We start from the raw sequence: 26,289 nt of genomic DNA on the forward strand, positions 1-26,289 counted from the left end.
GGGGTGCGATCCTCGTCTGGTGGGGGCGCTCTATGGCGCTATGACGGCTGTTTGGACCCGCCCGCCAGAGCGGTCAAGCCGCGAGGAAAGCCGCCATCGCCTCGCCCATTTCGGGCTGGGTCACGCTCGACATATGCGTGCCGGGGATCGTCACCAGCCGTGCGTCGGGCAGCGCCCCGGCAAGCTCGGGGGCCGAGCCATTGTCCTGGTCCTGCTCGCCGCAGACGAGCAAGGTCGGCATGGAGATCGCGGCGAGCATGTCGGGCGCGGTATCGGTGAAGCTGTCGAGGAGATGCCCCGCCGCTATGCGGTCGACCTTCATCGTCTTCATGAACTGGATCGACAGCCAGGTGTCGTCGCCGCGCTTGGCGCTTTCATATTCGGCGATGACACGCTTGAAGAAAGCGCCGCGCCGCTGCCAGCCCGCGAGCCCCGCAAGCCCCATGCCGCCGAGGATCAGCCGGCGCGGTTTCATTCCCGCGACGACCGCGCGCACGCTGGTCCGCGCGCCGAGCGAGAAGCCGCCGAGATCGAAATCGTCGAGGCCATAATGCGCGACCAGGTCTTCGAGGTCGTGGACGAGCACGTCGGGGGGATAATGTTCCTCCTCGTGCGGTGCCTCGCTCGACCCGTGGGTGCGCAGGTCGGGCATGATGACGCGGAAGCCCGCTTCGGCGATCTTCGCCGCGGTGCCGAACTTGATCCAGTTGACCTCGGCGCTCGAGAAGAGCCCGTGGAGCAGCAGCACCGGCCGGGCGCCATCGTCTTCTGGGCCCATCTCGCGCACCGCAAGGCGCACGCCGTCGCGCGCTTCGAAATAATCGGCGTCGGTCATCGCGGCAACAGGCCCTTTTGCTCCATGCGCCAGCGCGCCATGTCGATGCGGTCCTGCCCGAAGAAGGGCTCGCCGTCGAAGACCAGCGTCGGGACACCCCAATGACCGGCGATTTCGAGCGCCACCTGGTTGGCGGCGATCTCGGTGTCGAGCGCCTCGGCATCGCTTGTCGCCTCGGCATCGAGTTCGGCGAGGTCGAGCCCGGCGCGCTTTGCGGCGCCCGCGAGATGGTCGCCGAGGTGCCAGTCCACCGCGCCGCCCCAGATCAGCTGCGCCGCCTCATGCGCGAAGGCGAGGCTCTTGCCGCGGCGCGAGGCGGCCTGACCGATGCGCGTGAGGCGATAGATATACGGCTGCTCGGCGGCGATCTCGCGCGTCGCGATGTCCTGCACGATCGGGTCGGGGCGCGGCGGGCCGAAGGGGATGCCGTGGAACTGCGCGACGCGGATCATGTCGCGCATCGTGTAGCTCAGCCAATTGGGATGGTTGCGCTCGAAAAAGTCGGGCTGGCGGATCGCAAGCGGATAGACCGGGCGCAGGTTGATCGCGAGGTCGTGGCTCGCGGCGAGCGCGCGGTAGCGGGCGATCGCGAGATAGGAATAAGGCGAGCGGAACGACCAGAAGAGATCGGCGGTGAGGGCCATGGACGCATCTTAGCGCGGGCGGGCGATTTGTCGATGATCGCGGAAGTTGGCGAAAGTGCCGCGCAGGGCGTAGTTGCAATTAATAGCAATTGCTATTATATCGCATGCCATGAGTGAGACCATCGGCTTCCTGCTGAACGACACCGCGCGGATGTTTCGCCGCGATTTCAACGCGCGCACGCGCGACAGCGGGATCACGGCGTTGCAGTCGCGGGTGCTCACCTATCTGGCGCGCTACCCCGGAATCCGGCAGGGACCACTGGCGGAACTTATCGAGGTCGAGCCGATCACCCTGTCGCGCATGGTCGACCGGCTGGAGGAAGGCGGGCTGGTCGAGCGCCGCGCCGACCCGACCGACCGCCGCGCCTGGCAGCTGCACCTGACCGCGCAGGCCGAACCCCTGCTCGACCATCTGCGCCAGACCGCGCGCGCGGTCGTCGCCGAAGCCACCGAAGGGATGAGCGACGACGAGCGCGCGACGCTGACCGCGCTGGTCGAGCGCGTCCGCGCCAATTTGTCGCGCCGCGAATGCCAAAAAGAAAAAGAGACGATCTGATGGCCCAGCTCTCCACCACCCAGCCAAAAGCCGAAGAAGCCAAGCCGCCGAAGGCGGCGCCCAAGGCCGATCCCGTGCCCGCGCCGCAAGCGGCCGCGTCCGACGCCGCCGCGAAACCGACATGGCGCACGCGGCTGCTGATGTTCGGCCTGCCCGCCCTGCTGATCGCGGGCGGTGTCAGCTGGTGGTTGACCAGCGGCGGGTCGGTGTCGACCGACAATGCCTATGTCCAGATGGACAAGGTGTCGATCGCCGCCGAAGTCGGGGGGCGGATCACCGAAGTCGCGGTGAAGGACGGGCAGGATGTGACGGCGGGACAATTGCTGTTCCGCATCGACGGCGAGCCCTATCGGCTGAACGTCGCGCAGGCGACCGCGGCGATCGACGCGGCCGAGGTCGAGGTCGGCAATCTGTCGGCGAGCGCGAACACCAGCACGGTCGACATCGCCGCGGCGCGCGAGGATGTGAAATTCGCCGAGGTGAATTTCGGGCGCCAGGCGGCGCTGATGGAAAAGGGCTTCACGACCAAGGCCGCCTATGACGCGGCGCGCCACGCGGTGAGCCAAGCGCGCGAACGCGTGCGCCAGGCCGAGGCCGCCGCCGCCGAGGCGCGTACCAAGCTCGCCGCCGGCCCCGCAACCGGCATCAACCCGCAGGTCGAGGCGGCGCGCGTCCAGCGCGCGCAGGCTCAGGTGAGCCTCGGCCGCACCGAGGTGCGCGCGCCGAGCGCGGGCCGCGTCGCGCAGTCGGACCGGCTGCAGATCGGCCAGATGATGGTCGCGGGGCTGCCCGCAGTGACCCTCGTCGACACCGCGCATCCGTGGGTCGAGGCCAATTTCAAGGAAACCGACCTTGCCGACATGCGCGTCGGCCAGCGCGCCGAGATAAGCTTCGACGCCTATCCGGGGCTGAAGATCCGCGGCCATGTGCTGACGATCGGCGCGGGCACGGGCAGCGAATTTTCGGTGCTGCCGGCGCAGAACGCCACGGGCAACTGGGTCAAGGTGACCCAGCGCGTGCCGGTGAAGATCGCCTTCGACGAAAAGCCGGCGCGCGACATGATCGCGGGGCTGTCGGCCGATGTGCGAGTGTTTACCGGCAGCGGGGCGGTGGCGGGGAAGTAGGGCGATGGCGATGATGCGCCCCTCTTGCCCTCTCCCCTTCAGGGGAGAGGGTAGCGAAGCTTGTTCCAAAGGAACTAGCGCAGCTTGGAGAGGGGAAAGCGGCATCCATCCCCCTCTCCAACTCCGGCTAGCGAGCAAGCTCGCAAGCCTGCATATGCTCTCCCCTGAAGGGGAGAGGGCAAAGGCGTCCTGATGGCCTCGCGCTCCCTCCCCCGCCGTTCGCCCGCCGCGGCGTTGCCCGCCGACGATACGGTCCCGCTCCACGAGCGCGTGCGCTATCGCGGCCTCCTGATGGTCGCGGTCATGGGCGCGTCGATCATGCAGATCCTCGACACCACCATCGCCAATGTCGCGATCCCGCACATGCAGTCGGCGCTGGGCGCGACCAGCGAGACGGTGACCTGGGTGCTCACCAGCTATATCCTCGCCAGCGCGATCGCGATGCCGATCACCGGCTGGCTCGCCGACCGCATCGGACGCCGCGAATTGTTCCTCGCCGCGATCGCGGGCTTCATCGTCACGTCGATGGCGTGCGGCGCAGCGCAGTCGCTCGAGCAGATGGTCGTCTTTCGTTTCCTGCAGGGGGTCAGCGCCGCCTTCATCGGGCCGCTGTCGCAGTCGGTGATGCTCGACATCAACCCGCCCGACAAGCAGGCGCGGGCGATGGCGATCTGGGGCATGGGGATCATGGTCGGGCCGATCCTGGGGCCGTTGCTCGGCGGCTGGCTGACCGAGAGCGTCAACTGGCGCTGGGTTTTCTACGTCAACCTGCCCGTCGGGCTGCTGACGATCGCGATGATGTGGGCGCTGCTGCCCGTGACGAAGAAGAGCGACCGCAAGTTCGACCTGTTCGGTTTCTCGATGCTCGCGCTCGGCCTCGCCGCGCTCCAGCTCATGCTCGACCGCGGCGCGCACCAGGACTGGTTCGACAGCATCGAAATCTGGATCGAATGCGGGGTCGCGATCGCCTGCCTGTGGATGTTCGCGGTGCATCTGTTCACCTCGCGGCGCGACACCCTGTTCAACCGCAAGATGCTCGCCGACCGCAACCTCGTCACCGCGATGGGTTTCATGATCGTGATCGGCGTCGTGATGTTCGCGTCGATGGCGCTGCTGCCGCCGATGCTGCAGAATCTGTTCGGCTGGCCGGTGATCGACACCGGCGTCGTGCTGGCGGTGCGCGGGGTCGGCATCCTCGCGAGCATGTGGTTCGCGGGGCAGATGCTGGGCAAGATCGACGCGCGCTGGATGGTGGGCAGCGGCCTGCTGATCGCCGCGCTATCGCTGTGGCAGATGAGCCACTGGTCGCTCGAAATGGGGATGCAGCCGGTGATCGTCAGCGGCGTGGTGCAGGGGCTGGGCATGGGGCTGATCTTCATCCCGCTCAACACCATGGCGTTCGCGACGATCGCGCCGCAGTTCCGCACCGACGGGTCGAGCCTACTCAACCTCTTGCGCAGCATCGGCGCGTCGGTGGGGATTTCGACCGTCACGACATTGCTGGGCGCGAATATCCAGACGAGCCACGAGGATCTGGTGGCGCATGTCACCAATTCTTCGGTCAGCCTGCTCGACCCGTCGACCGCCGACCGGTTCGGGATCGCCGGCGACACCGCGATGGCGATGGTCAATGCCGAGATCAACCGGCAGGCGGCGATGGTCGCCTATGTCGACGATTTCTGGCTGATGATGTGGGTAACGCTGGCGTCGGTGCCGCTGGTGCTGCTGCTACGCCCGCCGAAACCGGGGGCCGAGAAGGCGTCGGTGGCGGATATGGGGCATTGACGAACTACGGGCTCAGGAAACGGGCCAGGACGGCACGCCCGCCGGCGCGACGGTCGCGGTGGCGGGGCGGCGGCTGGTTTAGGGGCGGCCACAGGACCGGGGGACGAGCGGACGTTGGGGTTCCACTCTTCGTCATCCCGGACTTGATCCGGGATCCGCCTCTTTCTTCAAGACAAGGCAGGCCCCGGATCAAGCCCGGAGTGACGGTATAGGCTAAGCGAGCGCTATCTTTCCGCCTCGCGCTAACCAACTATTAACCGGCCGACTCCAACAAACCTGCATGGCCATTTCCGGATATTTTCTGCCATCGGTGCCCGGCGCCGACCGGCGTCATGGCGGGCGCCGGAAACTCAGCCTGCTTGCCAAGGGCGCGCGTCACGACAGCCGGGGCATCGACGTCCAGATCCACAATATCTCAGGAACGGGCCTGCTGTTCGAAAGCGACATCAAGCTGGCGGCCGGCGACCGGATCGAGATCGAGCTTCCGCATGCCGGCGACATCACGGCCGTCGTCATCTGGGCCAGCGGACGGCACTTCGGATGCCAGTTCGAAGGCCCGGTATCGCGGGCGACGCTGAGCGCCGTGGAGCTCAAGAGCGCCACCGAACCCGCGCCCGGCGTCGAGGAAAAAAAGGACGCGGGACCGGCAACCGAGGAGTCCTTCGGCGACCGCCTGCAGCGGCTCCGCACCAAGGCCGGGATCGATCGCGCGGACGTCGCCAAGCGCATGCACGTCAGCGCGGCGTCGGTCCTCGGCTGGGAAAAGGGCCGGGTGCGGCCGAAGCGCAGCCGGATGGCGGCGCTCGCGAAGATCCTGGGCGTCCCGGCCGCCGAACTGCTGGGCGAGGCGGCGCCCGACAAGATGCAGGAGCTGATCGACCGCAGCCGCAAACAGATCGCGCGCGCGCTCGGCGTGAGTGCCGACAAGGTGCGGATCATCGTCGAATATTAGGGGCGGTGGGTTTTGGGGGGAGCGGGCATGCAATTCCTCCCCGGAACGGGGAGGTGGCAGCCCGCAGGGCTGACGGAGGGGTCGAAACCTCGCGTCATGACGCACCGTCCCGGCCCCTCCACCATGCTTCGCATGGTCCCCCTCCCCGTTCCGGGGAGAAACTGGGAACGACCACTTCCACCCGTCACCGGAAAAAGCAATTCACCCCCGCAAACAGCGCGTCGATCTTCGCGCTGTCGCCGGGCGCGGCGAACATGCCGCCGACGCTATTCTCGCTCGTGCCGATGCTGAACTCCTCGCCCAGCGTGCTGTCCTCGGCCATCACGATCGTCGCCGATGTGCCCGCCTTGGCGCGCGTCGTGCCGACGGCGATGCCGCTCATCGTCGAATAATTTTCGGCGCCGGGTTCGTTGCCGAGGAACCAGCCGGCAAATTTGCCGTCCTGGAAATTGAGCGTCATCGCGTCGTAGCGGGTGAACTCCATCGGGCCCGCGCCGCATTCCTCGTTGCTGCTGCGGTCGTCCTCCTTGCCCATCACGCGCGCCAGCGCGTCCTCGGCCTGCGCCCGCGGGACGCCGAAGGCGAGGAGGCTGGTCTTGCCGCCGGCCTTGTCGACGAAGCGCAGCCCCTCACCGTCGAGGCTCACCGCGGTGGTCGCCGCGGCGGGGCCGTCGGCCTTCGCCGCGGGAACGGGGGGCGCGGCGGGCTCCTTGTCCGCGGGCGCGCTGTCGGCGGCGGGCTTGCAGGCGGCAAGCAGGCCGATCAGGACGAGGGTAGTGAGGTTGCGCATCATCGGCTCCTGCAAAGGACGGGGAGCAGCAGTATCGCACCGAGGGCCGCGAGCGCCATATCCTTTTGCGCGTCCCAGATGTCGCCCTGCTGCCCGTTGTAGCGGTCGGCGGTCTCGCCCGCCGCGACGATGGTGAGCAGCCATTCGAAAATCTCGTAGAGGCACGAAAGCGCGAGTACCCAGGCGAGAACGGTCAGCGTGGCGCCGCGCGGGGTCAGCCCGCCCCAGCGGCGCGATATTTCGGCGACGGGGACGACCGACAGCGCGCCGAAGGCGAAGTGGACGAGGCGGTCATAGTGGTTGCGGGTCCAGCCAAAGGCTTCGGAGGGCGTCGTGCCGGTCAGCGCGCGCGCCCAGTCGTCATAGGGGACATTGCTGTAGGCGTAGCGGCCGCCGAGGGTGTGGAGCGCGAGGAAGGCGGCGATACAGGCAAGCGATGCCATCGACAGCGGCCAGCGGCGCAGCAGCGAGGGCGACGCGAGCAGGAAGGCGAGCGTCGGGATATGCTGGAGCAGCGCGATCTCGGGATAGGGCTGCGCGATCTGCGCGAGCAGGAGGAGCGCGGCGAGGAGGCCGAGGAGCGCCTTTTGTGCGCGCGGGAGGGCGGTGAAGGCCCGGATCACAGACGCTCCCCTCCCCGTTCGTCCCGAGCGAAGTCGAGGGACGTGAAGCCGGGCGCCAGCGTGTCTCGACTTCGCTCGACACAAACGGGAATTGGGTCCGGAACCGCCGTCACCAGCGCAGCGACATGCAGCTGAGCCCCGCGTCGATGCGCGCGATCTGGGTCGTTGGAAGCGGACGGATATCGTGGCCGCGCGCTGCCAACAGCGCGTGGGTCGCGGTCCAGCGATCGCCGACGAGAATGGCGTCGTTGATGCGGAGGAGGTTGGCGGCTTCCTCTTCGCCGGGCGGCGTCACGACGACCTCGAGCCCGGCGAATTGTGGGCAGCCGGCGAGCGCGGGGACGGCGAAGATCGTCTGCGCGTCGATCAGCCCGCAGCCGGTCTTGAAATGGAGCACGCCGGGCGGGGTGTCGGCGATTTCGGCCTTGTAGCCAAGCTCGGCGAGGAGACCGGCGAGCGCTTCGGCGCCGGTGCGGTCGGTGCGCGCCGAAAGGCCGATCACGACGCGGTCGGCGAGGCGCAGCACGTCGCCGCCGTCGACCTGGCCGACGGTCAGCTCGAGCAGGCCCGCGTGGCGCGCGGTCAGCGCCTCGCGGACATGGGCGACCTCGCCCGCGCGCGTGGGCGCGCCGGGGCGGAGCAGGATCGCGCCCTCGGGAAAGGTTAGCGCGACATCCTCGACGAACAGCGCGTCGGGGAAGGCATCGAGCGGCGGCAGGACGGTGAGGGTCAGGCCGAGGGTGCGGAGCGCGGCGACATAGGCGTCATGCTCGGCGGCGAGCGCGGCGAAATCGGGATCGGGGCCGCCATCGGCACGGATACCGTGGATCGCCGAGGCGGCGGGAGTGCGGACGATGGCGTGGGTGAAGCTTGTGGGGTTGGTCATGCCGTCGGCATAGCCCGAAGACTTCGCCGTCGGCAATCCGATCCTCCCCTTGGCGCAGCCATGGGGAGGTGGCAGCCCGAAGGGCTGACGGAGGGGTTTTGGCGCAGATGTCGAAACCCCTCCACCACCGCCTGTGGCGGCGGTCCCCCTCCCCAACGCTTCGCGATGGGGAGGATATTCGTGCCTCAGCCCTTCTTGAGATGCCGACGCCCCAGCAGCTCGGCGATCTGCACCGCGTTGAGCGCGGCGCCCTTGCGCAGGTTGTCGCTGACGCACCAGAGGTTGAGGCCATTCTCGACAGTCGGATCCTCGCGCACGCGCGACACGAAGGTCGCGAAGTCGCCGACGCATTCGACGGGGGTGATATAGCCGCCGTCCTCGCGCTTGTCGTGGAGCACGACGCCCGGCGCCTCGCGCAGGATGCGCTGCGCGTCCTCGGCCGAGAGCTCATTCTCCATCTCGATGTTGATCGCTTCCGAATGGCCGACGAAGACGGGGACGCGGACGCAGGTTGCGGTGACCTTGATCTTGGGATCGAGGATCTTCTTGGTCTCGACGACCATCTTCCATTCTTCCTTGGTCGAACCGTCATCGAGGAAGCTGTCGATGTGCGGGATGACGTTGAAGGCGATCTGCTTGGTGAACTTCTGCACGTCCTTCTCGTCGCCGACGAAGATCTGGCGCGTCTGGTTCCACAGCTCGTCCATGCCCGCCTTGCCCGCGCCCGACACCGACTGATAGGTCGCGACGACGACGCGCTTGATCGTCGCAGCATCGTGGAGCGGCTTCAGCGCGACGACCATCTGCGCGGTCGAGCAATTCGGGTTGGCGATGATGTTACGCTTTTTATAGCCGTCGATCGCGTCGGGGTTCACCTCGGGCACGATCAGCGGCACGTCGGGGTCCATGCGATAGAGCGACGAGTTGTCGATCACGATGCAACCCGCGGCGGCGGCTTTCGGCGCGTGGATCCTGGTGGCTTCGCTGCCGATCGCGAAGATCGCCATGTCCCAGCCGGTCCAGTCGAAATTGTCGATATTCTGGCATTTGGCGGTGCGGCCGGTGTCGCCGAGTTCGATGTCGAGGCCCTGGCTGCGCGACGAGGCGACCAGCGCCAGTTCGTCGATCGGGAATTCGCGTTCGAACAGGATGGCGAGCACTTCGCGCCCGACATTGCCCGTCGCGCCGGCGACAACGATACGATAACCCATTTACTCACTCCTCAGCGTCGAAAACTTGGTGAAATTCGGTCAGACTTTCCAGCGGAAATGGCCGGTCAGCGGGTGGTCGAACAAGGCATCCTCTTCGCGGGCACCGCGGCCGATATTGTGGATGATCAGCGGGCGGCCCGCTGCCGTAGTTCGGTCGGAGACGATGCCGGTGTGCGGAAAGCGCCCGCCGGTCATCGCGGTGAAGATGTCGCCCGGCCGCCAGTCGGCGGGATCGGCGGAGACGGGAAGCCGCGCGCGCTGGCGCGTCCAATAGGTCGCGAGATTGGGGACGCGGCGATGGTCGATGTTGCGGTCGGGACGGCGGAGGCCCCAGTTCCTGGGATAGGCCCCAAAGTCGGCCTTCATGTCGGCGTTTACAAGCGCCTGCAAGTCCACACCTAACGCGTCGCGATAGGCCCGGATCAAAACGTCGGTGCACACCCCCTTGGCGCGGTCGACGTCGCCGTTCGGGAAGGCGAGCATGGTGTAGGCGGGATCATAGGCCAAGGTGACGCCGACCTGCCGCCGCGCCGCGGCGACGAGCCGTTCGGCGGTGGTCGCCGCCGCGGCCCGGCCCGCCAGCCCGAGCGCCCCAAAGCACAGCCCCGCGCCGAGGACGGCGCGCCGTGATGGCTGAAAGGACGCGGACTGCTGCATGGATTTGCGTTGCCCAAATGAAAAACGACCGGTTCTGCCTGTTGGCGGAACCGGTCGTTTTGGAAAGCTGTTTCGGCTTTTGGTGAGAGAAGCTCTCCTTAGCCTTCGCCGGCTTCCGACCGGTAATCGCGGCGCTCCGCAATACGCGCCGATTTACCAGTGCGGCCACGAAGATAGTAGAGCTTCGCACGACGCACGGCACCCTTGCGGATGACGGTAATGCTGTCGATGTTGGGCGAATAGAGCGGGAACACGCGCTCGACACCTTCGCCGAACGACATTTTGCGCACGGTGAAGTTGGAGCCCATGCCCTTGTTCGAGCGTGCGATGCACACGCCTTCGAAATTCTGGACACGGGTGCGTTCGCCTTCGACCACCTTGACGCCGACTTTCAGCGTGTCGCCGGGACGGAAGGTCGGAATGGTCTTTGCCGCTTTGGCAATTTCTTCGGCTTCGATCGTCTGGATGAGGTTCATGTCCTCTAGTCCTTTTCTTTTCGCCGCGCGCCAGAGGCAGGTCGGTCCCGAGCATCGATATGACGCTCCCAAAGGTCCGGCCTGCGTAACCGTGTGTGATCTTCCGCCTGTTGTTTCCGCCAGGCGGCGATCTTCGCATGATCCCCCGATCGCAGCACTTCGGGGATCGTGCGCCCTTCCCATGTCACAGGTCGGGTATAGTGCGGATATTCGAGCAAACCATTCTCGAACGATTCGTCGTCTCCGCTTGAAGCCGCGCCCATTACGCCGGGAATCAAGCGAATGCAAGCGTCGAGGAGTAGAAGCGCCCCCATCTCGCCCCCCGACAGGATGATGTCGCCCATCGACACCTGCTCGATCGGCCGCGCGTCGAAGATGCGCTCGTCGAAACCCTCGAACCGCCCGCAGAGGATGATCGCGCCCGGACCCGCCGAAAGGGTGCGGATGCGCGCCTGGGTGACGGGCGCGCCGCGCGGGGTCATCGCCAGAATGGGCAGGTCGGGATTGGCGGTCGTCGCATGGTCGATCGCCGCCGCCAGCACATCGGCCTTCAGCACCATGCCGGCGCCGCCGCCCGCGGGGGTGTCGTCGACGGTGCGGTGCTTGTCGGCCGCAAAATCGCGAATCTGAACCGGCGCGCACGACCAGACCCCGGCCTCGAGCGCGCGGCCCGCCATGCTGTGCCCCAGCGGGCCGGGGAACATGTCGGGATAGAGGGTCAGCGGGACGGCGGCGAAGGTCATGGCAGCGTCCAATTCTCGACCTTCAATCCCGGAACGTCGGCGAAGTCGGCTTCGTTGTTGGTTATTACCGTCACGCCGAGGCTCAGCGCGTGCGCAGCCAGCAGGCGCTCAAAACGGGCGCGTTTGAACGGCAGTTGCGCATAGGCGCGCGCAGCCGCTTCGTCGAAGGGCATGAGAGGGATGGCCTCGATATAGGCGTCGAGCACGGGCGCTGGTGGCGGCTTGCCCAGTTGCGATCCCAGCGCGATCTCGGCAAAGCTGATCACCGAGATTCCGATTTCGCCGGGTGCACAGTCGGCAATGCGGCGGTTTACCGACGAGGCGGCATCAACCATCGCATAAATCGAACTGTCAGCGTCGATTAGATAGCGGATCACGCTTTCTTCGCTGCCTCCTCGGCCGCCTGGCGCGCCGCAATTGTACTCGGGCGTTCGTCGAACTCGCGCAGTTCGCGTGGCAGCGGCTTGAGCCAAGGCGCCTTGCCCGCGAAGCCGCTGACGTCGATCTTCGCCTTCGGTTTGTCGGCGGGCTCAAAGCGGAACTCGCCGCGCTCTTCGCGGACGATCATCTCGGTCCCCTCCTCAAGACCAAGCGCTTTGGGCAAGCGCAACGCGAGCGAGTTGCCCGACTTGAAGACTTTCGCTCGATATTCTTTGGTCATGGCAAGCTCCGTATATACATGATGTATATACGCGGTAGTATCGCCTGTCGAGTCTGGCCTAGTTCGGCGGCTGCCACAGCGCCTCGGGCAGGATGTGGCGATCCTTGGCGACCTCGGCGTGCAGCCATTCGCGGAAGCGCTCGATCTTGCGCACCCCGACACGGTTTTCGCGGTGGACGAGCCACATCGCGGACGACGCCGACACGTAAAGCGTATCGAAAGGCTGGACCATGCGACCGCTCGCGAGCTCCGCCTGCCAATAGAGCGGCGTCATCATCGCAACGCCGAAGCCCGCCTGCACCGCGCTCGCCTCCTGCAACTGGCTGTCGAGCTCGATCCCCCGCCGCGACGGCGCGGGCGGCGTCGCGACCCCGGCCAAGGCAAACCAGGCGGCCCACCAGCTGTCGTTGGGCGCGAGCCGCTGGACGCGCAGCAGATCGGCGGGCTCGCGAATCCTATGTTCCGCGATAAAGGCGGGCGATGCGATCGGCGCGAGATATTGGCGCATCAGGAAATCGGCGCGCAGCCCGGGCCACACCCCCCGGCCGATGCGGATCGCGACGTCGACGTTCGACGTGTCGAAATCGACGAGCGCGTTGTTCATCGCCATCCGCACCGCGAGATCGGGGTAGGCAAGCTGGAAACCGCCGATGCGTGCGCTGAGCCAGGTGCCGCCAAAGCTGGTCGCGGCGTCGATCGTCAGCACCTCGGCCTCGTCGCTGCCCAAGGAGGCGAAGGCGTCGCCCATCGCGGTGAAGGCCTGGCTGATCGCGGGGAGCAGCCGCCGCCCCGTCTCGGACAAATGCACGCGTCCCTTTTCGCGCACGAACAGCGCGCGGCCGAGCCGATCCTCCAATTGGCGTACCTGATAGCTGACCGCCGCCTGCGTCATCCCCAATTCCTCCGCCGCGCGCGAGAAATTCTGCAAACGACCGGCCGCTTCGAAGGTTCTCACGGCGGCGAGGGGCGGGAGCCTGGGCATGCATCATATAAGGCAGACTTATATAGTCATGCAAAGCTTTTGTTGGCGGCGGGCGGCGCGAGCAGGCATTACCTGGGCATCGAAGAAACGAGGAGACGATCGATGATGGAAGAACATTTCATGCGCAGCTGGAACCAGGGCCACGATCGCTTCAGCGCCGATCTCCACCGCGGGCTGACCCGCATGCTGGGGGCGCTGCGGCGCTTCGGCGAATGGATCGCATTGCCCAGCGCCCCCGGCGAGGACCGCGTTTTCGTGAAAGCGGCAGGACGCATGGCGTCGACGCTGCGCCGCAAAGGCCGCCCGGCCGCACGCGTCCGCCGCCCGCGCGCGGCCAATCCGGCGACGCCGGGCACCGTCGAGGAAGACCGCCAGCACCGCGCCAAGGCCTGACGGGCCAGTCCCAGCCGGCGTGCCATGTCGCCGGCGTCCCAAGACCGGGCGGCCGAACGCCCCGATCGCCCGGTGGTCCCTCGCCGGGCGATCCCCTTTTCGGCCTGTTGGCCAATATGTCATTAACCAAAAATCAGCGGGTTCGCGCCTAATCTCCGCCATCTGACCAGGGGGCAAGATGACGCGATGGGCGCGAGGGTTGGGAGCCGGAGCGGCGCTGTTGGGCGCCGCGGCCCCTGCGCATGCGCAATCCTCCTTCGCCGACGCCACCAGCATGACCTGGGACGGCGTGCTCACCGGCATCTTCCTCGGCCTCCTCCTCTTCTCGCTCGCCTATAACGCGGCCTTCTATGCGCTGCTGCGCGAGCGGTTCCTGATCTGGCAGAGCGTGCGCACCGCCGCCTATCTCGCGCTCGCGATCGGGCTGTCGCCGCTGGCGATGGGGTCCGCGCTCGCCCCCGACGGTTTCGCACGGCAAGTGTGGATCACCCTCTTCTTCGATCTGGGCGTCGCGGTGTCGGGGCCGTTTCTGCGCGCCTATCTCGAACCCGGGACGATCCCCAAGCGGCTTTTGCCGCTGCTCGGCTGGCCGCCCTTCCTGATCCTGCTGACGACGCCGGTGACGATAATGGCCGACCCGCCCGCGCTCTATTTCGCCCTGCGCAACCTGCTGCTCGTTGCGATGCTTGCGCTGGGCGTTGCGACGGTGGCGATCGCGCTGCTGCGCGGCAGCCGCACCGCGCGCTACCAGGCCGCGGCGTGGAGCGGCATCGGCGGCGTCTACGCGGTGAGCCTGTTCCACGACATCATTTTGCAGGCGCCGTTCGAGGCGTTCCTGTTTTTGCTCTTCCCAGCGCTGGGGCTCGAGGTGATGCTCACCGCGCTCGGCATCCTCGACCGGCTGATGCGCCTGCGCCGCGAACGCACCGAGGCGCAGGCCCAGGCCGAGGCGATGCGCGTCATCGCGCACACTGACCCCTTGACCGGGCTGCCCAACCGCCGCGCGATCGAGGAAAGCTACAGGGCCGAGCCGCCGGTCGCGATCGCGATCGTCGACCTCGACCATTTCAAGGCGATCAACGACCGCCACGGCCACGACGTCGGCGACCGCGTGATCTTTGCCGCGGGGGTCGCGCTGGGATCGGGCAGCGCACTGGCGGCGCGGATCGGCGGCGAGGAGTTCGCGCTGCTGTTCCGGTGCGAAGCGAGCGCGGTCGCGGGCGAAGCCGAACGGCTGCGCCAGCGCGTCAGCGCCTATATCCGGCAGATGGTGCCGTCGCTGCAGCGGCCGGTGACTGCGAGCATGGGGCTGGTCCATATCGCGCGCGAGACGAGCTTCGGCGCGGCGATGAAGTCGGCCGACATCAACCTCTATGCCGCGAAGGAAAGCGGGCGCGACCGGGTGGTGTTCATCGCGGCGGCTTAGCCATGCGTCAGTCCGGTCGCCGCATTGCAGCCTGGCAGCCGATCAGCGTCGTCAACGCTACCAGCATGGCAACGCCGATCGACAATTGTAGAAATAATAGCGGGTCGGGGTCGAGGTCGTCGCCTTCGCCCCGATAGATCGCGGCTGCGAACAGTGCGACCGGCGCGACGCCGGCCAGCACACCGACGAGCCACGCCAGCGGCAAAGACACACGACGGAGCAAGAACCAGCCCAGCGCCGCACCAAGCACGGGGAACAGAAGGACAAAAAAGACGAGGATGAAAAGAAAGGCCATGGCTATTCCGGCGGCGCGACACGGAAACGGAGCGCCTGGATCGTGACGGGGGCGGTTGGGGCGAGGAGCAGCTGGCCGTCGAGCTTGCCCTTGTCGCAGTTGAGTCGGAAGGCGGTCGACATCGCGCCCATGGGGGCGAGCGGTTCGGCGGTCGGGCAAGCGCCGACCTGGTCCTTGAGCTTGGCGAGTTCGGCCGCCCAATTGGCCGCCGAGCGGTCGAGCAGGAAATTCATCGCGAGCTTGCCGTCCAGCGGTTCGAGATTGCCCGCGGCATAGGCGGCTTGCGTCGCCGCGAACATCTCGGCGACCGCCGGCGAGACCGGGACCGCACGGCTTTCGAGCAGCCCCGCCTTGTCCATCGCCACCGCGGTATCCCACGCCGGCGCCGAGGGGCCGGCATAGGTGCGGTTGGCGAGCGCGAAGACGCCGGTGCCGGTGTCGGGCATCAGCATCACATGGCTGCCGTAACCCGGATAGCCGCCACCGTGCGCCAGCGTCAGCCCGAGGTCGCAATCCTGCGCGACGCGCCAGCCCATGCCATAGGCGCTCGACAGCTTGCACGCTTCGGCGCCGCTCGCGCCGGTGCGATTGACGACCGCGGTGAAGTTCAGCCCCTGCGCGAGTTCGCGCACCGTCGCGCGCCTGACCGGCCCGGTGTCAGGATCGTCGCGTGCGGGCCAGGCCGAGAGCAGGAAGGCGACCCATTTGGCATAGTCGTTCGCGCTGACCTGCAAGCCGCCCATCGCGTTGAACGCGCCGTCGGCCATTTCGGGCTCCGCCGCCCAGGCGTCATTCTCCCAGCGATAGCCGCGGGCATATTGGTCCTTGGGCGCCTTGGTCACGTCATAGCCGCTCGCACGCATGCCGAGCGGGGCGAGGATCGTCTGGCGGACATAGTCGGTGTACGTCATGCCCGAGGCGTTGGTCACGATGCGGCCGAGCAGCGCATAACCGAAGTTCGAATATTCGTGGCTGCTCTGCGGCACACGGCTGAACGGCACACCCGCGGCGATCATCCTGGTGAACTCGGCCTGCGGCAGCACCTGCTGGCGGTCACCCCACGGATCGTCGGTGACGAAGCCGCCGACATGCTGGAGCAAATCCCTGATCCGGATCCGCGGGCTGTCCTTCGTCGGATAGGTCCAGCCTTTCATCTCGGGGATATGTTGCTCGGCCAGGTCGTCGAGGCGGAGCTTGCCGTCGTCGCGCAGTTTCAGGATCGCGAGCGCGGTGAAGGCCTTGGTCATCGAGGCGATGCGGAAGCGGCTGTCGGCAGTGACCGGGCGCCTGGCGTCGAGGTCCTGCACGCCGACGCCCTTCACATAGGCGAGCCTGCCGTCCTGCACGATGCCGTAGACGAGGCCGGGGACATGCGCGTCGGCCTGATATCTGGCGAAGAGCGCGTCGATTTCGGGCGCGAGCTGGTCGAGGGTTTTCGGGGCGGGGTCCTGGGCGAAGGCGGGGAGCGGGGCGGCAAGCGCGATAGCCATCAGAAAAGATAGACTCGAACGCATCCCAAACCTCCGTTCGTGCTGAGCCTGTCGAAGCACTGTTCTTTCTTCCGACATAGAAAGGAAGAACGGCCCTTCGACAAGCTCAGGGCGAACGAATTTTAGTGGAAGGCGGCGCTATTCGACGAACGCCGCGTTCACGGTCACGCCGTCGGCGTCCCACGCGGGCACCGCCTGCGCGTTCATCGGCACCATGAAGCGCGCAGGCTTCTTGCCGGCTTCGGCCGCCTTCTCGATTTCGAGGATGTCGCCGGCGCCGAAATTCTCGACCGCGACGACGGTGCCGACCGCGGCGCCGTCGGTCGAGCGGCACGGCAGGCCGAGCAGGTCGTGGTGATAATATTCGCCCTCGGCGAGTGGGGGCAGCGCCGAGCGCGGGACGGTGAGCAAAGTGCCGCGCAGGGCTTCCGCAGCGCTGCGGTCGGCGATCTCGGCAAAGGTCGCGACCGCGCCCTGGTTCGCGGGGCGCACCGACTTCAAGGTCAGCTTGCGTTCGCCGGCCTGGAAAACGGAAAAGGCGCGGAGCGAGTCCGCGCCTTCGCCGAACAGCTTGAGGCGCACCTCGCCCCGCACCCCGTGCGCGCCGGCGATGGCGGCGAGGGTGACGGGGCGGTTTGCGTCGGCCAAGGCTTAGCCTTCGGCCTTTTCTTCGCCAGCGTCGGCAGCCGGGGCTTCTTCGGCCGGAGCCTCTTCGGCAACCGGGCCGCCCTCGGCGACTTCCTCGGCGATCGCGGTCGCGTCTTCGGCGGTCGCATCGGCGGGAACTTCGTCGGCCACCGCCTCGGCGACGGCTTCGGCGGTTTCTTCGCTCTTCACCGAACCGGTCGCGTCCGATTCGGCGGCTTCGGGAGCCGCGGGCGATTCGGCGGCTTCGGGAGCGGCGGCTTCTTCAGCAGCAGGCGCTTCCTCGGCGGCCGGAGCCGCTTCGGCCACGACTTCGTCAGCGGCAGCTTCTTCGGCCGGCGCTTCGACTTCGGGCTCGGGGGCAGGAGCGGCGGCCGCGGCGGCCTTGGCTTCCTCGGCATCAGCCAGCTTCTGCGCCTTTTCCTCGGCGCGTTCCTTGGCCTTGTCGCCCGGGACCGCCTTGTTCGGGTTGTTGCGCGCAGCGCGTTCCTGGACGCCCGCGGCGTCGAGGAAGCGGGCGACGCGGTCGCTCGGCTGGGCGCCGACGCTCAGCCAATGCTTCGCACGCTCTGCGTCGAGCTTGACGCGCTCGGGATTGTCCTTGGCGAGCAGCGGGTTGTAGCTGCCGATACGCTCGATGAAACGGCCGTCGCGCGGGCTGCGCGAATCGGCGACGACGATCTTGTAATAGGGGCGCTTCTTGGAGCCGCCGCGCGACAGGCGAATGGAGGTAGCCATGATGTAAGTCCTTCTTTCTAATTCAAATGCATAGTGTCGATTAATCGGGTTATTTCTTTTTATTCATCAGATTGGCGAGTTCGGGCGGGATCGCCCCGCCGCCGAGGCCGGGCAGCCCGCCGAGGCCACCGCCCCCGCCGCCCATTCCGGGAATGCCGCCGCCCTTGCCGAACAGCGCGCCGAGCCCCTTGAGCCCGCCCATCTTGCGGATCTTCTTCATCGCGGTCGCCATTTCCTGGTGCATCTTGAGCACCTTGTTGACCTGCTGCACCGTGGTGCCCGAGCCATTGGCGATGCGAATCTTGCGCTTCGCGGTCAGGATTTCGGGCTTGGCGCGTTCTTTCGGGGTCATCGACCCCATGATCGCGTCGAAGTGGATCAGCATCTTGTCGTCGGCGCCGCCCTGCGCCGCCGCGACCTGCGCCTTCTTGATCCCCGGGATCATCCCGGCGAGCGCGCCGAGGCCGCCCATGCGGCGCATCTGGCCCAGCTGGGTGCGGAGGTCGTTGAGGTCGAAGATGCCCTTGGCCATCTTCGCCGCCATCGCCTCGGCCTCTTCGGCCTGGATCGTTTCGGCGGCGCGCTCGACGAGGCTGACGACGTCGCCCATGCCGAGGATGCGGCCCGCGATGCGCGAGGGCTGGAAGAGTTCGAGCCCGTCGAGCTTTTCACCCGTGCCCGCGAATTTGATCGGCTTGCCGGTGACGGCGCGCATCGAGAGGGCGGCACCGCCGCGCGCGTCGCCGTCCATGCGCGTGAGCACGACGCCGGTCAGCGGCACCTGGTCGGTAAAGCGCTGCGCGACCTGCACCGCGTCCTGCCCGGTCAGGCTGTCGACGACGAGCAGGGTTTCGGCCGGGTTCGCCGCGCGCGACACCGCCTGCATCTCGTCCATCAGCTGCTGGTCGACGTGGAGACGGCCCGCGGTGTCGAGCATGAGGACGTCATAGCCCTGGAGCTTCGCCGCCTGCAGGGCGCGCTGCGCGATTTCGGTGGGCTGCTGGCCCGCGACGATCGGCAAGGTCGCGACGTCGATCTGTGCCCCAAGCACCGCGAGCTGTTCCTGCGCGGCGGGGCGATTGACGTCGAGCGACGCCATCAGCACCTTCTTGCGCTCTTTTTCCTTGAGCCGCTTGGCGATCTTCGCGGTCGTGGTGGTCTTGCCTGAGCCCTGCAGACCGACCATCATGATGATGGCGGGCGGGGTGACCGCGAGGTCGAGCTCGGCGGTTTCGGAGCCGAGCATCTCGGTCAGCGCGTCGCTGACGATCTTGACCACCTGCTGTCCCGGGGTGACCGAGCGCAGGACATTCTGGCCGATCGCGAGCTCGGTGACCTGGTCGACAAATGTGCGCACGACGGGCAGCGCGACGTCGGCTTCGAGCAGGGCGATTCGCACTTCGCGCATCGCGGCGCGCACGTCGGCCTCGGTCAGCGCGCCGCGGCCGCGGAGCTTTCCGAAAACATCGCCAAGCCGGTTGCTCAGACTATCGAACACAGCCAAAATCCTTGTCTTCGACGCCCGCAACGCAAAACACGCCGGTGAGCGAAACCTCGCCAACCAGCGGTATCCGTGGACAGGTTTTCCGTCGCGGATGTCGATATGCCCGGCCGCGAGATGCCGCCGAACGGGGCGCCAATACGGGAAATGGCGGGGAAAGGCAAGTCGCCTCCCTCCGCCAGCCGGTCAGTTTGAAATTAGCTGATCACGGTTTGTAACCATCCCGCGAACTTCATCAGCAAGAAGGCCCCAACTATATAGAGCGGGAGCCCGACGCGGTTGATCCGATGTGATTCCGAGGGAAGCGCGCGGTGGGCACCCCAGAACGAAAACAGGCCCAACGGTATCGACCACCAGCCTGACCAATGGAACCATCCCAGTATAAGCATCAGAATAGTTGCGATTACCGACATATTGCCCCCGCTTCTTGTCGCCCCACCCTTCCGGGAAGAGGAAAGCATTCCGCCCGACACTTAACGCAAATTTCACCGCTTGGGGCGCAAAAGGGCCGCTGATTGTGGGGGACATGCGAAATATGGCGACCGCCGCTCCGCCGAAAGGGCCCGACCGCGCCGAAGGGGCGAAACGCGATATCGTCGCGGGCGGCATCGTCGTGGCCGCGACCATCCTGTTCGTCGGCACCGGCAGCAGCGTCATGCAGTCGGTCGTCCGCGCCTTGTCGGGGATCGGCGGCGGCACCGACCAGGTGCTCGCCGCGACGCTGATCCTCAATATCGCGCTGATCCTGTTCGGCTGGCGCCGCTACGAGGATCTCCACCGCGAAATCCGCGCGCGCACCGAGGCCGAGCAGCAGGCGCGCTACCTCGCCGACCGCGACCCGCTCACCGATTTCCTCAACCGCCGCGCGATGCTCGACCAGGGGCAGGCGCTGATCGAGAGCGCCGCCGCCGAGCGGCGCCACGTCGCGCTGTTCCTGCTCGACCTCGACCATTTCAAGACGGTCAACGACATCCACGGCCACGCCGCGGGCGACCGCATGCTGAAGGTCGCCGCCGAGCGCATCGCGGGGGTGCTGCCGCCGAGCGCGCTGATGGCGCGGCTGGGCGGTGACGAGTTCGTCGCGATGCTGATGTTCGAACCCGCGGGCAAGCCGCATATCGAGGCGCTGGCGGCCGAGATCGTCGCCACGCTCGAGGAACCGGTGACGCATGACGGCCAGCTGATCCGCATCGGCGCGTCGATCGGCCTGTCGCTGGCGACCGCCGCCGACACGTCGATGGACACGATGGTGCGCCAGGCCGACATCGCCATGTATCATTGCAAGGACGAGGGGCGGAACCGCTTCTGCTGGTTCGAGCAGGGCATGGAAATGGCGGTTCAGGTCCGTAACCAGATCGAGACCGGGATCCGCAGCGGCATGCCGCGCGACGAGTTCGTCCCCTTCTTCGAGCCGCAGGTCGACATCGCGACCGGCCGCCTCGTCGGGTTCGAGATGCTGATGCGTTGGGATTCGCCCGACCATGGCATGGTCGAGCCCGACCGCTTCATCCCTGTCGCCGAGGAAAGCGGACTGATCGGCGAATTGTCGCTGCGCGTCGTGCGCCACGCGATGGAGATCGCCAAGGGCTGGGACCCGTCGATCACGCTGGCGGTCAATATCTCGCCGCAGCAGTTGAAGGACCCCTGGTTCAGCCAGAAGCTTACCAAGCTGTTGGTCGAGACCGGGTTCCCCGCGAGCCAGCTCGAGGTCGAGATCACCGAAAGCTCGCTGTTCGAGAATCTGCCGCTGGTGCGCTCGATCGTCACCAGCCTCAAGAACCAGGGCGTGTCGCTGAGCCTCGACGATTTCGGAACCGGCTACAGCTCGCTGTCGCATCTGCGCGCGTTGCCCTTCGACCGGATCAAGATCGACCGGAGCTTCGTCGCGGCGATGCAGGGCAGCCCCGATGCGCAGGCGATCGTCGTCGCGATCGTGCGGCTGGGCGAGAGCCTGGCGATGCCGATCACCGCGGAGGGCGTCGAGGACGAGGCGACCGCGATCGAACTGACCCGGCTCGGCTGCGCCAAGGCGCAGGGCTGGCATTATGGCAAGCCGGCGTCGGCGATGGCGACCGCGAAGCTGCTGGCCGAGCGCGGGCTGCTGCGCTCGCCGGTGGCGCCGGACGCGGGGGACACCGGCGCGGACGAGCGGCGCAAGGCTGGCTGATCACCGCGATGGCGGTGATTTGAAAATTTCGCGCAAAGACGCAAAGACACTAAGAAGGCAGCACGGGCCGGCAGGCCCCATATTAATCCTGCGTCGCGTTTGACGCTTTGCCGCAGGAGAAGGCCGCTTCGCGGCAACCACGACCTCTTCGTGTCTTTGCGTCTTTGCGCGAAACAAAAAACGGCACTCCACCCGAAGGCCCCGCCTCGCTAGACTTCCCTTCCCCGCCGCCTTACATGCGCGGGATATGGCGGATCGCTTCACCAAGATGCACGGCCTCGGCAACGACTTCGTCGTGATCGACGCGCGCGTGGCGCCGGTCGCGATGACCCCGGCGCGCGCGCATGCGATCGCCGACCGGCGCCACGGCATCGGCTGCGACCAGCTGATCCTGCTCGAACCCTCGACCCATGCCGATGTGAAGATGCGCATCTTCAACGCCGACGGCAGCGAGGTCGAGGCGTGCGGCAATGCCACGCGCTGCGTCGCGACCCTGCTCGGCCAGCCGTCGGTGATCGAGACCTTGGGCGGCATGCTGCGCGTGACGCCGGCCGACGGCGGCGCCGAGGTGGTGCTGGGCGAGCCGGTGTTCGACTGGGAGCATATCCCGCTCGCGATGCCGATGGACACGCGCGACATGCCCGTCGCGTGGGACGAGCTGGAGCATGGCGCGGCGGTCAACGTCGGCAACCCGCACATCATCTTCTTCGTGCCCGAGGCCGATGCGGTCGCGCTTGGCGAGCTCGGCCCGCGGATCGAGACCGACCCGCTGTTCCCCGAGCGCGTCAACGTCAATGTCGCGAGCCTCGACGGCCCCGATTGCCTGCAGCTGCGGGTGTGGGAGCGCGGCGTCGGCCTGACGCAGGCGTGCGGCACCGGCGCCTGCGCGACCGCGGTCGCCGCGATCCGCGCGGGCAAGGTGAAGTCGCCGGTGACGGTATCGCTGCCCGGCGGCGACCTGATCATCCGTTGGGCGCCCGGCGAGCCGATCGTGATGAGCGGCGCCGCGACGCGCGTGTTCGAGGGCGAGACCGACTGGGCGCAGTTCGGATGAGCATAGAAGTTATGGACGGCCCCAAGGTCGTCAATTTCGGGTGCCGGCTCAACATCGCCGAGGGCGAAGCGGTGCGCGCCGCGGCGACCGCGGCGGACGCCAAGGATGCGATCATCTTCAACAGCTGCGCGGTGACCGACGAGGCGGTGCGGCAGGCGCGGCAGGCGGTGCGGCGGGCTTTGCGCGGACGGCCCGGGGCCAGCGTCGTGGTGACGGGGTGCGCGGCTGAGCTGGAACGCGACGCCTTCGCGGCGATGGGCGCGCGGGTGGTCGGCAATGACGTGAAGGGGCTGGCGCAAAGCTATGGCGCCGGGGCGCCTGCGGTGCGCAGCGAAGGCTACACTCCCGCACTTTCGGGCGCCGACCATGCCCGCGCTTTCCTCGGCGTGCAGACGGGTTGCTCGCACAGCTGCACCTTTTGCGCGACGGTGATCGCACGCGGGACGGCGCGGTCGGCGACGGTCGACGCGGTGCTCAACAGCGCGCGCGTTGCGCTGGACCGCGGACAGCGCGAGATCGTGCTGACCGGGGTCGACCTCGCGAGCTATGGCGACGACAGCGGGACGAGCCTCGCCGCGCTGGTCGAGGCCTTGCTGGCGCTGCCCGTCGAACGGCTGCGGCTGTCGTCGCTCGACCCGAACCGGATCGACGAGGCGCTGTTCGCGCTGCTGACCGAAGAGGCGCGCGTGATGCCGCATGTCCATCTGTCGCTGCAGGCGGGCGACGATATGGTGCTGACGCGGATGAAGCGGCGGCACCGGCGGGCCGAGGTCGTCGATCTCGTCGCGCGGTTGAAGGCGGCGCGGCCGGAGATCGCGATCGGCGCCGACCTGATCGCCGGCTTTCCGACCGAGGATGACGCGATGTTCGCGAACAGCCTGGCGCTGATCGACGATTGCGACATCGTCTTCGGCCATATCTTTCCCTATAGCGCGCGCGCCGGGACGCCCGCCGCGCGCATGCCGCAGGTCGGGCGCACGGTCGCGCGCGAGCGCGCCGCGGCGCTGCGCGAGGCCAATGCGCGGCGGCAGTACAAATGGATGGACGAACAAGTGGGAAGACGCACGAACATGCTGGTCGAACGCGACGGGCTGACCGGCCATGGCGAGAATTTCGTGGGATTGATGCTCGATAAGCCCGCAACCCCCGGGAGCATCGTGCCGGTGCGGATCGGCGCACGCGACGGCGACCGCCTGACCGCGGAGATGGCCGCATGAGCGGCGCGAGCTGGAGCGAGCGGCTGTTCGGCGGGCTCAAGCGCACGTCCGAGCGGCTCGGCGAGAATCTCTCAGGGCTGACCGGCAAGGCGCGGCTCGACGAGGAGGATCTCGACCGCATCGAGGAAGCGCTGATCACCGCCGACCTGGGACCCGCGATGGCGGGGCGCATCCGCGAGCGGCTGGCGGCGCGGCGCGATGCGACAGCGAACGGCACCGAAGAGCTGCGCCGGATCGTCGCCGACGAGATCGCCGCGGTGCTGCGCCCGGTCGCCGAACCGCTCGAAATCGACGCCTTCCCGCGCCCGCAGGTCATCCTGGTGATCGGGGTCAACGGGTCGGGCAAGACCACGACCATCGCCAAGCTGGCGCATCTGTTCCAGGAACAGGATTATGGCGTGATGCTGGTCGCGGGCGACACCTTTCGCGCCGCCGCCATCGGCCAGCTCAAGGTCTGGGCCGAGCGGCTGGGCGTGCCGATCATGGCGGGGCCCGAGGGCGGCGACGCCGCGGGGATCGTCTTCGACGCGGTCAAGCAGGCGACCGCGACGGGCATCGACGTGCTGATCGTCGACACCGCCGGGCGGCTGCAAAACAAGCGCGAGCTGATGGACGAGCTCGAAAAGATCAAGCGCGTGCTCGGCCGCCTCAACCCCGCCGCGCCGCACGATGTCGTGCTGGTGCTCGACGCGACGACGGGGCAGAATGCGCTGTCGCAGATCGATGTGTTCCGCGAGGTCGCGGGGGTGACCGGCCTCGTCATGACCAAGCTCGACGGTACCGCGCGCGGCGGCGTGCTCGTCGCCGCGGCCGAACGCCACGGGCTTCCCATCCATGCGATCGGCATCGGTGAAACCATCGACGACCTTCGCCCGTTCGATGCCGACGAGATCGCGGGCATCATTGCAGGAAATATCCGATGAGCGAACAGCTCGACCAATTGCCGACCGGCCCCGAGGCCGTCCCCGCGCCGCCCCCCGCCAAGCATGGCGCGCTCAATTTCGCGATCGATTTCGGACCGCTGCTGATCTTCTTTCTCGCCTATAAGTTCAGCTCGGGCGGCGAGGGAGCATTCGCCGCGACCACCGCGGCGATCAAGGGCACCGTCGCCTTCATGGTCGCGATCGTCATCGCGATGGCGGTGTCGAAATGGAAGCTCGGCCGGATTTCGCCGATGCTATGGCTGTCGAGCATCCTCGTCGTCGGCTTCGGCGCGCTGACCGTCTATTTCCACGACGAGAGCTTCATCGTGATGAAGCCGACGATCATCTATGGCGCCTTCGCCGCGCTGTTGCTCGGCGGCTATTTCGCGGGCAAGCCGATGCTCAAATATCTGCTTCAGTCGGCGCTCGACGGGATCACGACACGCGGCTGGATGCTGCTGTCGCGCAACTGGGGGCTGTTCTTCGCCGCGCTCGGCATCGCCAACCATGTGATGTACGAGCTGATCCAGGCGAAGCAGATGAGCTTCGACCTGTGGCTGACGATCAAGGTATGGGGGATCACCGCCCTCTCCTTCCTGTTCACGCTGACCCAATTGCCGGTGATGCTGAAGAACGGGCTGGCGCTGCCCGAAGAGGCGACCGAGAAATAATCGCCATAATCCTCCCCACTTGTGGGGAGGTGGCAGCGCGAAGCGCTGACGGAGGGCGGCGGCGTCCTTGCGCAACGCTGCTTCAGGCCGCCAGCCCCCTCCACCGCCTTCGGCCTCCCCCCCCCCCGAGCGGGGAGGATCTGTGAAGCAAGCTTGAGCCTTCCCCTCGTCGCTGGCATAGCGTGGCCCGGGCACCGGGTCGCGCCGCGCCCCACAACAAACGAGGGGGAAAGAAATGGACAAATTTTTCGGTAATCTACACGCCGTGCTGGGCGCGGGGCTGGTGCTTGCGATCATCTTGATGCTGTGCCTCAATGGCCAGAATTTCGAGGACGGCATCGCCGCGGGCAATGCGATCATGCGCTGGCTCCACACCTTCTTCGGCGTGCTGTGGATCGGGCTGCTCTATTATTTCAACTTCGTCCAGATCCCGACGATGCCCAAGATTCCGGCCGAGCTGAAACCCGGCGTGTCGAAACATATCGCGCCCGCCGCGCTCTTCTGGTTTCGCTGGGCCGCGGCGATCACCGTGCTGCTCGGTCTCGCCATCGCCTTCCACGCCAAATATGCGATCCCCGCACTCGGCCTGCAGGACCCGTATAAGCTGATCGGCGTCGGCATGTGGCTGGGGCTGATCATGGCGTTCAACGTGTGGTTCGTGATCTGGCCGAACCAGAAGAAGGCACTGGGCCTCGTCGAAGCCGACGATGCGACCAAGGCCAAGGCCGGCAAGACCGCGATGATCTTTTCGCGGACCAACACCCTGCTGTCGATCCCGATGCTCTATGCGATGGTGAACTTCAGCTGAGCTGGCAGTAGCGGTCTAAGAGAGGGGCGCTCCGGG

General features: G+C 67.1%; 28 protein-coding genes and 1 pseudogene. 12 read left to right on the top strand and 17 right to left on the bottom strand.

The features are described from left to right. Positions 1–73: 73 nt before the first annotated feature. Both AC1RNQ_RS02230 and AC1RNQ_RS02235 read right to left on the bottom strand, forming a co-directional pair. A complete protein-coding gene (locus AC1RNQ_RS02230; protein ID WP_493168583.1) occupies positions 74–835 on the bottom strand; it encodes an alpha/beta fold hydrolase in 762 nt (253 codons plus the stop codon). Next, the gene (locus AC1RNQ_RS02235; protein WP_493168584.1) at positions 832–1,479 is read right to left on the bottom strand and encodes a 2-hydroxychromene-2-carboxylate isomerase; all 648 of its coding nucleotides are present in this window, start codon (positions 1,477–1,479) and stop codon (positions 832–834) included. Before AC1RNQ_RS02235 ends, AC1RNQ_RS02230 begins: the two co-directional genes overlap by 4 nt. 109 nt (positions 1,480–1,588) lie before the next feature. Here AC1RNQ_RS02235 and AC1RNQ_RS02240 point away from each other — a divergent pair, with 109 nt between their 5' ends. From AC1RNQ_RS02240 to AC1RNQ_RS02255, 4 genes are all read left to right on the top strand, one after another. Then, positions 1,589–2,035, top strand: coding sequence for a MarR family winged helix-turn-helix transcriptional regulator (locus AC1RNQ_RS02240; protein ID WP_493168585.1), 447 nt, complete (start codon positions 1,589–1,591; stop codon positions 2,033–2,035). Continuing rightward, positions 2,035–3,159 carry an HlyD family secretion protein gene (locus AC1RNQ_RS02245; protein ID WP_493168586.1) on the top strand — a complete coding sequence of 375 codons (1,125 nt, stop codon included), beginning with the start codon at positions 2,035–2,037 and terminating at the stop codon, positions 3,157–3,159. The genes AC1RNQ_RS02240 and AC1RNQ_RS02245 overlap by 1 nt, the downstream gene beginning before the upstream one ends. 192 nt (positions 3,160–3,351) lie before the next feature. Continuing rightward, positions 3,352–4,944, top strand: coding sequence for an MDR family MFS transporter (locus tag AC1RNQ_RS02250; RefSeq protein WP_493168587.1), 1,593 nt, complete (start codon positions 3,352–3,354; stop codon positions 4,942–4,944). Positions 4,945–5,224: 280 nt separating this feature from the next. After that, on the top strand, positions 5,225–5,896 hold the full coding sequence (locus tag AC1RNQ_RS02255) for a helix-turn-helix domain-containing protein (RefSeq protein ID WP_493168588.1): 672 nt from the start codon (positions 5,225–5,227) through the stop codon (positions 5,894–5,896). 184 nt (positions 5,897–6,080) lie between these two features. On the opposite strand, the gene AC1RNQ_RS02260 is transcribed toward AC1RNQ_RS02255, so the two are convergent. The 10 genes from AC1RNQ_RS02260 to AC1RNQ_RS02305 form a co-directional block, all read right to left on the bottom strand. Next, entirely contained in the window at positions 6,081–6,686 is a 606-nt protein-coding gene (locus AC1RNQ_RS02260; protein ID WP_493168590.1) for a hypothetical protein, read from the bottom strand. Beyond that, positions 6,686–7,309 carry a DUF2238 domain-containing protein gene (locus tag AC1RNQ_RS02265; RefSeq protein WP_493168592.1) on the bottom strand — a complete coding sequence of 208 codons (624 nt, stop codon included), beginning with the start codon at positions 7,307–7,309 and terminating at the stop codon, positions 6,686–6,688. The genes AC1RNQ_RS02260 and AC1RNQ_RS02265 overlap by 1 nt, the downstream gene beginning before the upstream one ends. Positions 7,310–7,418: 109 nt before the next feature. Continuing rightward, the gene (locus tag AC1RNQ_RS02270; RefSeq protein ID WP_493168594.1) at positions 7,419–8,195 is read right to left on the bottom strand and encodes an arginine deiminase family protein; all 777 of its coding nucleotides are present in this window, start codon (positions 8,193–8,195) and stop codon (positions 7,419–7,421) included. A 185-nt stretch (positions 8,196–8,380) separates the two neighbouring features. After that, positions 8,381–9,406, bottom strand: coding sequence for an aspartate-semialdehyde dehydrogenase (locus tag AC1RNQ_RS02275; RefSeq protein WP_493168596.1), 1,026 nt, complete (start codon positions 9,404–9,406; stop codon positions 8,381–8,383). A gap of 39 nt (positions 9,407–9,445) precedes the next feature. Further along, positions 9,446–10,063, bottom strand: coding sequence for a DUF1287 domain-containing protein (locus AC1RNQ_RS02280; protein ID WP_493168597.1), 618 nt, complete (start codon positions 10,061–10,063; stop codon positions 9,446–9,448). A gap of 98 nt (positions 10,064–10,161) precedes the next feature. Beyond that, on the bottom strand, positions 10,162–10,539 hold the full coding sequence (gene rplS / locus AC1RNQ_RS02285) for a 50S ribosomal protein L19 (protein WP_058816170.1): 378 nt from the start codon (positions 10,537–10,539) through the stop codon (positions 10,162–10,164). A gap of 5 nt (positions 10,540–10,544) precedes the next feature. Then, positions 10,545–11,282 (bottom strand): tRNA (guanosine(37)-N1)-methyltransferase TrmD, encoded by a 738-nt coding sequence (trmD, locus tag AC1RNQ_RS02290; RefSeq protein ID WP_493168599.1) that lies wholly within the window; start codon positions 11,280–11,282, stop codon positions 10,545–10,547. Next, positions 11,279–11,659, bottom strand: coding sequence for a type II toxin-antitoxin system VapC family toxin (locus tag AC1RNQ_RS02295; protein ID WP_493168600.1), 381 nt, complete (start codon positions 11,657–11,659; stop codon positions 11,279–11,281). The genes trmD and AC1RNQ_RS02295 overlap by 4 nt, the downstream gene beginning before the upstream one ends. After that, entirely contained in the window at positions 11,656–11,943 is a 288-nt protein-coding gene (locus AC1RNQ_RS02300; protein ID WP_493168602.1) for an AbrB/MazE/SpoVT family DNA-binding domain-containing protein, read from the bottom strand. The genes AC1RNQ_RS02295 and AC1RNQ_RS02300 overlap by 4 nt, the downstream gene beginning before the upstream one ends. A 58-nt stretch (positions 11,944–12,001) precedes the next feature. Then, on the bottom strand, positions 12,002–12,925 hold the full coding sequence (locus tag AC1RNQ_RS02305; protein ID WP_493168603.1) for a LysR substrate-binding domain-containing protein: 924 nt from the start codon (positions 12,923–12,925) through the stop codon (positions 12,002–12,004). Between the two features lie 102 nt (positions 12,926–13,027). Here AC1RNQ_RS02305 and AC1RNQ_RS02310 point away from each other — a divergent pair, with 102 nt between their 5' ends. After that, positions 13,028–13,318 carry a hypothetical protein gene (locus AC1RNQ_RS02310; protein ID WP_493168604.1) on the top strand — a complete coding sequence of 97 codons (291 nt, stop codon included), beginning with the start codon at positions 13,028–13,030 and terminating at the stop codon, positions 13,316–13,318. 220 nt (positions 13,319–13,538) lie between these two features. Then, positions 13,539–14,744, top strand: a complete 1,206-nt coding sequence (locus AC1RNQ_RS02315) for a sensor domain-containing diguanylate cyclase (protein WP_493168606.1) — start codon at positions 13,539–13,541, stop codon at positions 14,742–14,744. A gap of 7 nt (positions 14,745–14,751) precedes the next feature. Here the strand turns inward: AC1RNQ_RS02315 and AC1RNQ_RS02320 are convergent, their stop codons facing one another. The 5 genes and pseudogenes from AC1RNQ_RS02320 to ffh form a co-directional block, all read right to left on the bottom strand. Further along, positions 14,752–15,039, bottom strand: a complete 288-nt coding sequence (locus tag AC1RNQ_RS02320) for a hypothetical protein (RefSeq protein WP_493168608.1) — start codon at positions 15,037–15,039, stop codon at positions 14,752–14,754. A 2-nt stretch (positions 15,040–15,041) separates the two neighbouring features. After that, entirely contained in the window at positions 15,042–16,529 is a 1,488-nt protein-coding gene (locus AC1RNQ_RS02325) for a serine hydrolase domain-containing protein (RefSeq protein ID WP_493168609.1), read from the bottom strand. A gap of 138 nt (positions 16,530–16,667) precedes the next feature. Further along, positions 16,668–17,177: a ribosome maturation factor RimM gene (gene rimM, locus AC1RNQ_RS02330; RefSeq protein WP_493168610.1), complete on the bottom strand. Its 510-nt coding sequence runs from the start codon at positions 17,175–17,177 to the stop codon at positions 16,668–16,670. Between the two features lie 231 nt (positions 17,178–17,408). After that, positions 17,409–17,912, bottom strand: a pseudogene (gene rpsP / locus AC1RNQ_RS02335) (30S ribosomal protein S16); the annotation flags it as partial. A gap of 49 nt (positions 17,913–17,961) precedes the next feature. Continuing rightward, on the bottom strand, positions 17,962–19,410 hold the full coding sequence (ffh, locus tag AC1RNQ_RS02340; protein ID WP_493168612.1) for a signal recognition particle protein: 1,449 nt from the start codon (positions 19,408–19,410) through the stop codon (positions 17,962–17,964). 538 nt (positions 19,411–19,948) lie between these two features. Between ffh and AC1RNQ_RS02345 the strand changes: the two genes are divergently transcribed. From AC1RNQ_RS02345 to AC1RNQ_RS02370, 6 genes are all read left to right on the top strand, one after another. After that, positions 19,949–21,580, top strand: a complete 1,632-nt coding sequence (locus AC1RNQ_RS02345) for a putative bifunctional diguanylate cyclase/phosphodiesterase (protein WP_493168614.1) — start codon at positions 19,949–19,951, stop codon at positions 21,578–21,580. A gap of 247 nt (positions 21,581–21,827) precedes the next feature. Then, the gene (gene dapF, locus AC1RNQ_RS02350; protein ID WP_493168616.1) at positions 21,828–22,634 is read left to right on the top strand and encodes a diaminopimelate epimerase; all 807 of its coding nucleotides are present in this window, start codon (positions 21,828–21,830) and stop codon (positions 22,632–22,634) included. Beyond that, positions 22,631–23,851, top strand: a complete 1,221-nt coding sequence (locus AC1RNQ_RS02355; protein WP_493168618.1) for a MiaB/RimO family radical SAM methylthiotransferase — start codon at positions 22,631–22,633, stop codon at positions 23,849–23,851. The genes dapF and AC1RNQ_RS02355 overlap by 4 nt, the downstream gene beginning before the upstream one ends. Next, complete coding sequence (gene ftsY, locus AC1RNQ_RS02360; RefSeq protein WP_493168619.1) at positions 23,848–24,774, top strand: signal recognition particle-docking protein FtsY; 927 nt, start codon at positions 23,848–23,850, stop codon at positions 24,772–24,774. The genes AC1RNQ_RS02355 and ftsY overlap by 4 nt, the downstream gene beginning before the upstream one ends. Further along, positions 24,771–25,445, top strand: a complete 675-nt coding sequence (locus AC1RNQ_RS02365; protein ID WP_493168621.1) for an inner membrane-spanning protein YciB — start codon at positions 24,771–24,773, stop codon at positions 25,443–25,445. Before ftsY ends, AC1RNQ_RS02365 begins: the two co-directional genes overlap by 4 nt. Positions 25,446–25,680: 235 nt before the next feature. Further along, complete coding sequence (locus AC1RNQ_RS02370) at positions 25,681–26,253, top strand: urate hydroxylase PuuD (RefSeq protein ID WP_493168622.1); 573 nt, start codon at positions 25,681–25,683, stop codon at positions 26,251–26,253. Positions 26,254–26,289: the final 36 nt, after the last annotated feature.

It is taken from the genome of Sphingopyxis sp. GW821-FHT12F08 (assembly GCF_058806755.1).

Bases quoted from the DNA above. Each gene is read 5' to 3' on its own strand.
- AC1RNQ_RS02230 (WP_493168583.1), bottom strand. From the start codon at position 835: ATGACCGACGCCGATTATTTCGAAGCGCGCGACGGCGTGCGCCTTGCG.
- AC1RNQ_RS02235 (WP_493168584.1), bottom strand. From the start codon at position 1,479: ATGGCCCTCACCGCCGATCTCTTCTGGTCGTTCCGCTCGCCTTATTCC.
- AC1RNQ_RS02240 (WP_493168585.1), top strand. From the start codon at position 1,589: ATGAGTGAGACCATCGGCTTCCTGCTGAACGACACCGCGCGGATGTTT.
- AC1RNQ_RS02245 (WP_493168586.1), top strand. From the start codon at position 2,035: ATGGCCCAGCTCTCCACCACCCAGCCAAAAGCCGAAGAAGCCAAGCCG.
- AC1RNQ_RS02250 (WP_493168587.1), top strand. From the start codon at position 3,352: ATGGCCTCGCGCTCCCTCCCCCGCCGTTCGCCCGCCGCGGCGTTGCCC.
- AC1RNQ_RS02255 (WP_493168588.1), top strand. From the start codon at position 5,225: ATGGCCATTTCCGGATATTTTCTGCCATCGGTGCCCGGCGCCGACCGG.
- AC1RNQ_RS02260 (WP_493168590.1), bottom strand. From the start codon at position 6,686: ATGCGCAACCTCACTACCCTCGTCCTGATCGGCCTGCTTGCCGCCTGC.
- AC1RNQ_RS02270 (WP_493168594.1), bottom strand. From the start codon at position 8,195: ATGACCAACCCCACAAGCTTCACCCACGCCATCGTCCGCACTCCCGCC.
- AC1RNQ_RS02275 (WP_493168596.1), bottom strand. From the start codon at position 9,406: ATGGGTTATCGTATCGTTGTCGCCGGCGCGACGGGCAATGTCGGGCGC.
- AC1RNQ_RS02280 (WP_493168597.1), bottom strand. From the start codon at position 10,063: ATGCAGCAGTCCGCGTCCTTTCAGCCATCACGGCGCGCCGTCCTCGGC.
- rplS (WP_058816170.1), bottom strand. From the start codon at position 10,539: ATGAACCTCATCCAGACGATCGAAGCCGAAGAAATTGCCAAAGCGGCA.
- trmD (WP_493168599.1), bottom strand. From the start codon at position 11,282: ATGACCTTCGCCGCCGTCCCGCTGACCCTCTATCCCGACATGTTCCCC.
- AC1RNQ_RS02300 (WP_493168602.1), bottom strand. From the start codon at position 11,943: ATGACCAAAGAATATCGAGCGAAAGTCTTCAAGTCGGGCAACTCGCTC.
- AC1RNQ_RS02305 (WP_493168603.1), bottom strand. From the start codon at position 12,925: ATGCCCAGGCTCCCGCCCCTCGCCGCCGTGAGAACCTTCGAAGCGGCC.
- AC1RNQ_RS02310 (WP_493168604.1), top strand. From the start codon at position 13,028: ATGATGGAAGAACATTTCATGCGCAGCTGGAACCAGGGCCACGATCGC.
- AC1RNQ_RS02320 (WP_493168608.1), bottom strand. From the start codon at position 15,039: ATGGCCTTTCTTTTCATCCTCGTCTTTTTTGTCCTTCTGTTCCCCGTG.
- AC1RNQ_RS02325 (WP_493168609.1), bottom strand. From the start codon at position 16,529: ATGGCTATCGCGCTTGCCGCCCCGCTCCCCGCCTTCGCCCAGGACCCC.
- AC1RNQ_RS02345 (WP_493168614.1), top strand. From the start codon at position 19,949: ATGGCGACCGCCGCTCCGCCGAAAGGGCCCGACCGCGCCGAAGGGGCG.
- dapF (WP_493168616.1), top strand. From the start codon at position 21,828: ATGGCGGATCGCTTCACCAAGATGCACGGCCTCGGCAACGACTTCGTC.
- AC1RNQ_RS02355 (WP_493168618.1), top strand. From the start codon at position 22,631: ATGAGCATAGAAGTTATGGACGGCCCCAAGGTCGTCAATTTCGGGTGC.
- ftsY (WP_493168619.1), top strand. From the start codon at position 23,848: ATGAGCGGCGCGAGCTGGAGCGAGCGGCTGTTCGGCGGGCTCAAGCGC.
- AC1RNQ_RS02365 (WP_493168621.1), top strand. From the start codon at position 24,771: ATGAGCGAACAGCTCGACCAATTGCCGACCGGCCCCGAGGCCGTCCCC.
- AC1RNQ_RS02370 (WP_493168622.1), top strand. From the start codon at position 25,681: ATGGACAAATTTTTCGGTAATCTACACGCCGTGCTGGGCGCGGGGCTG.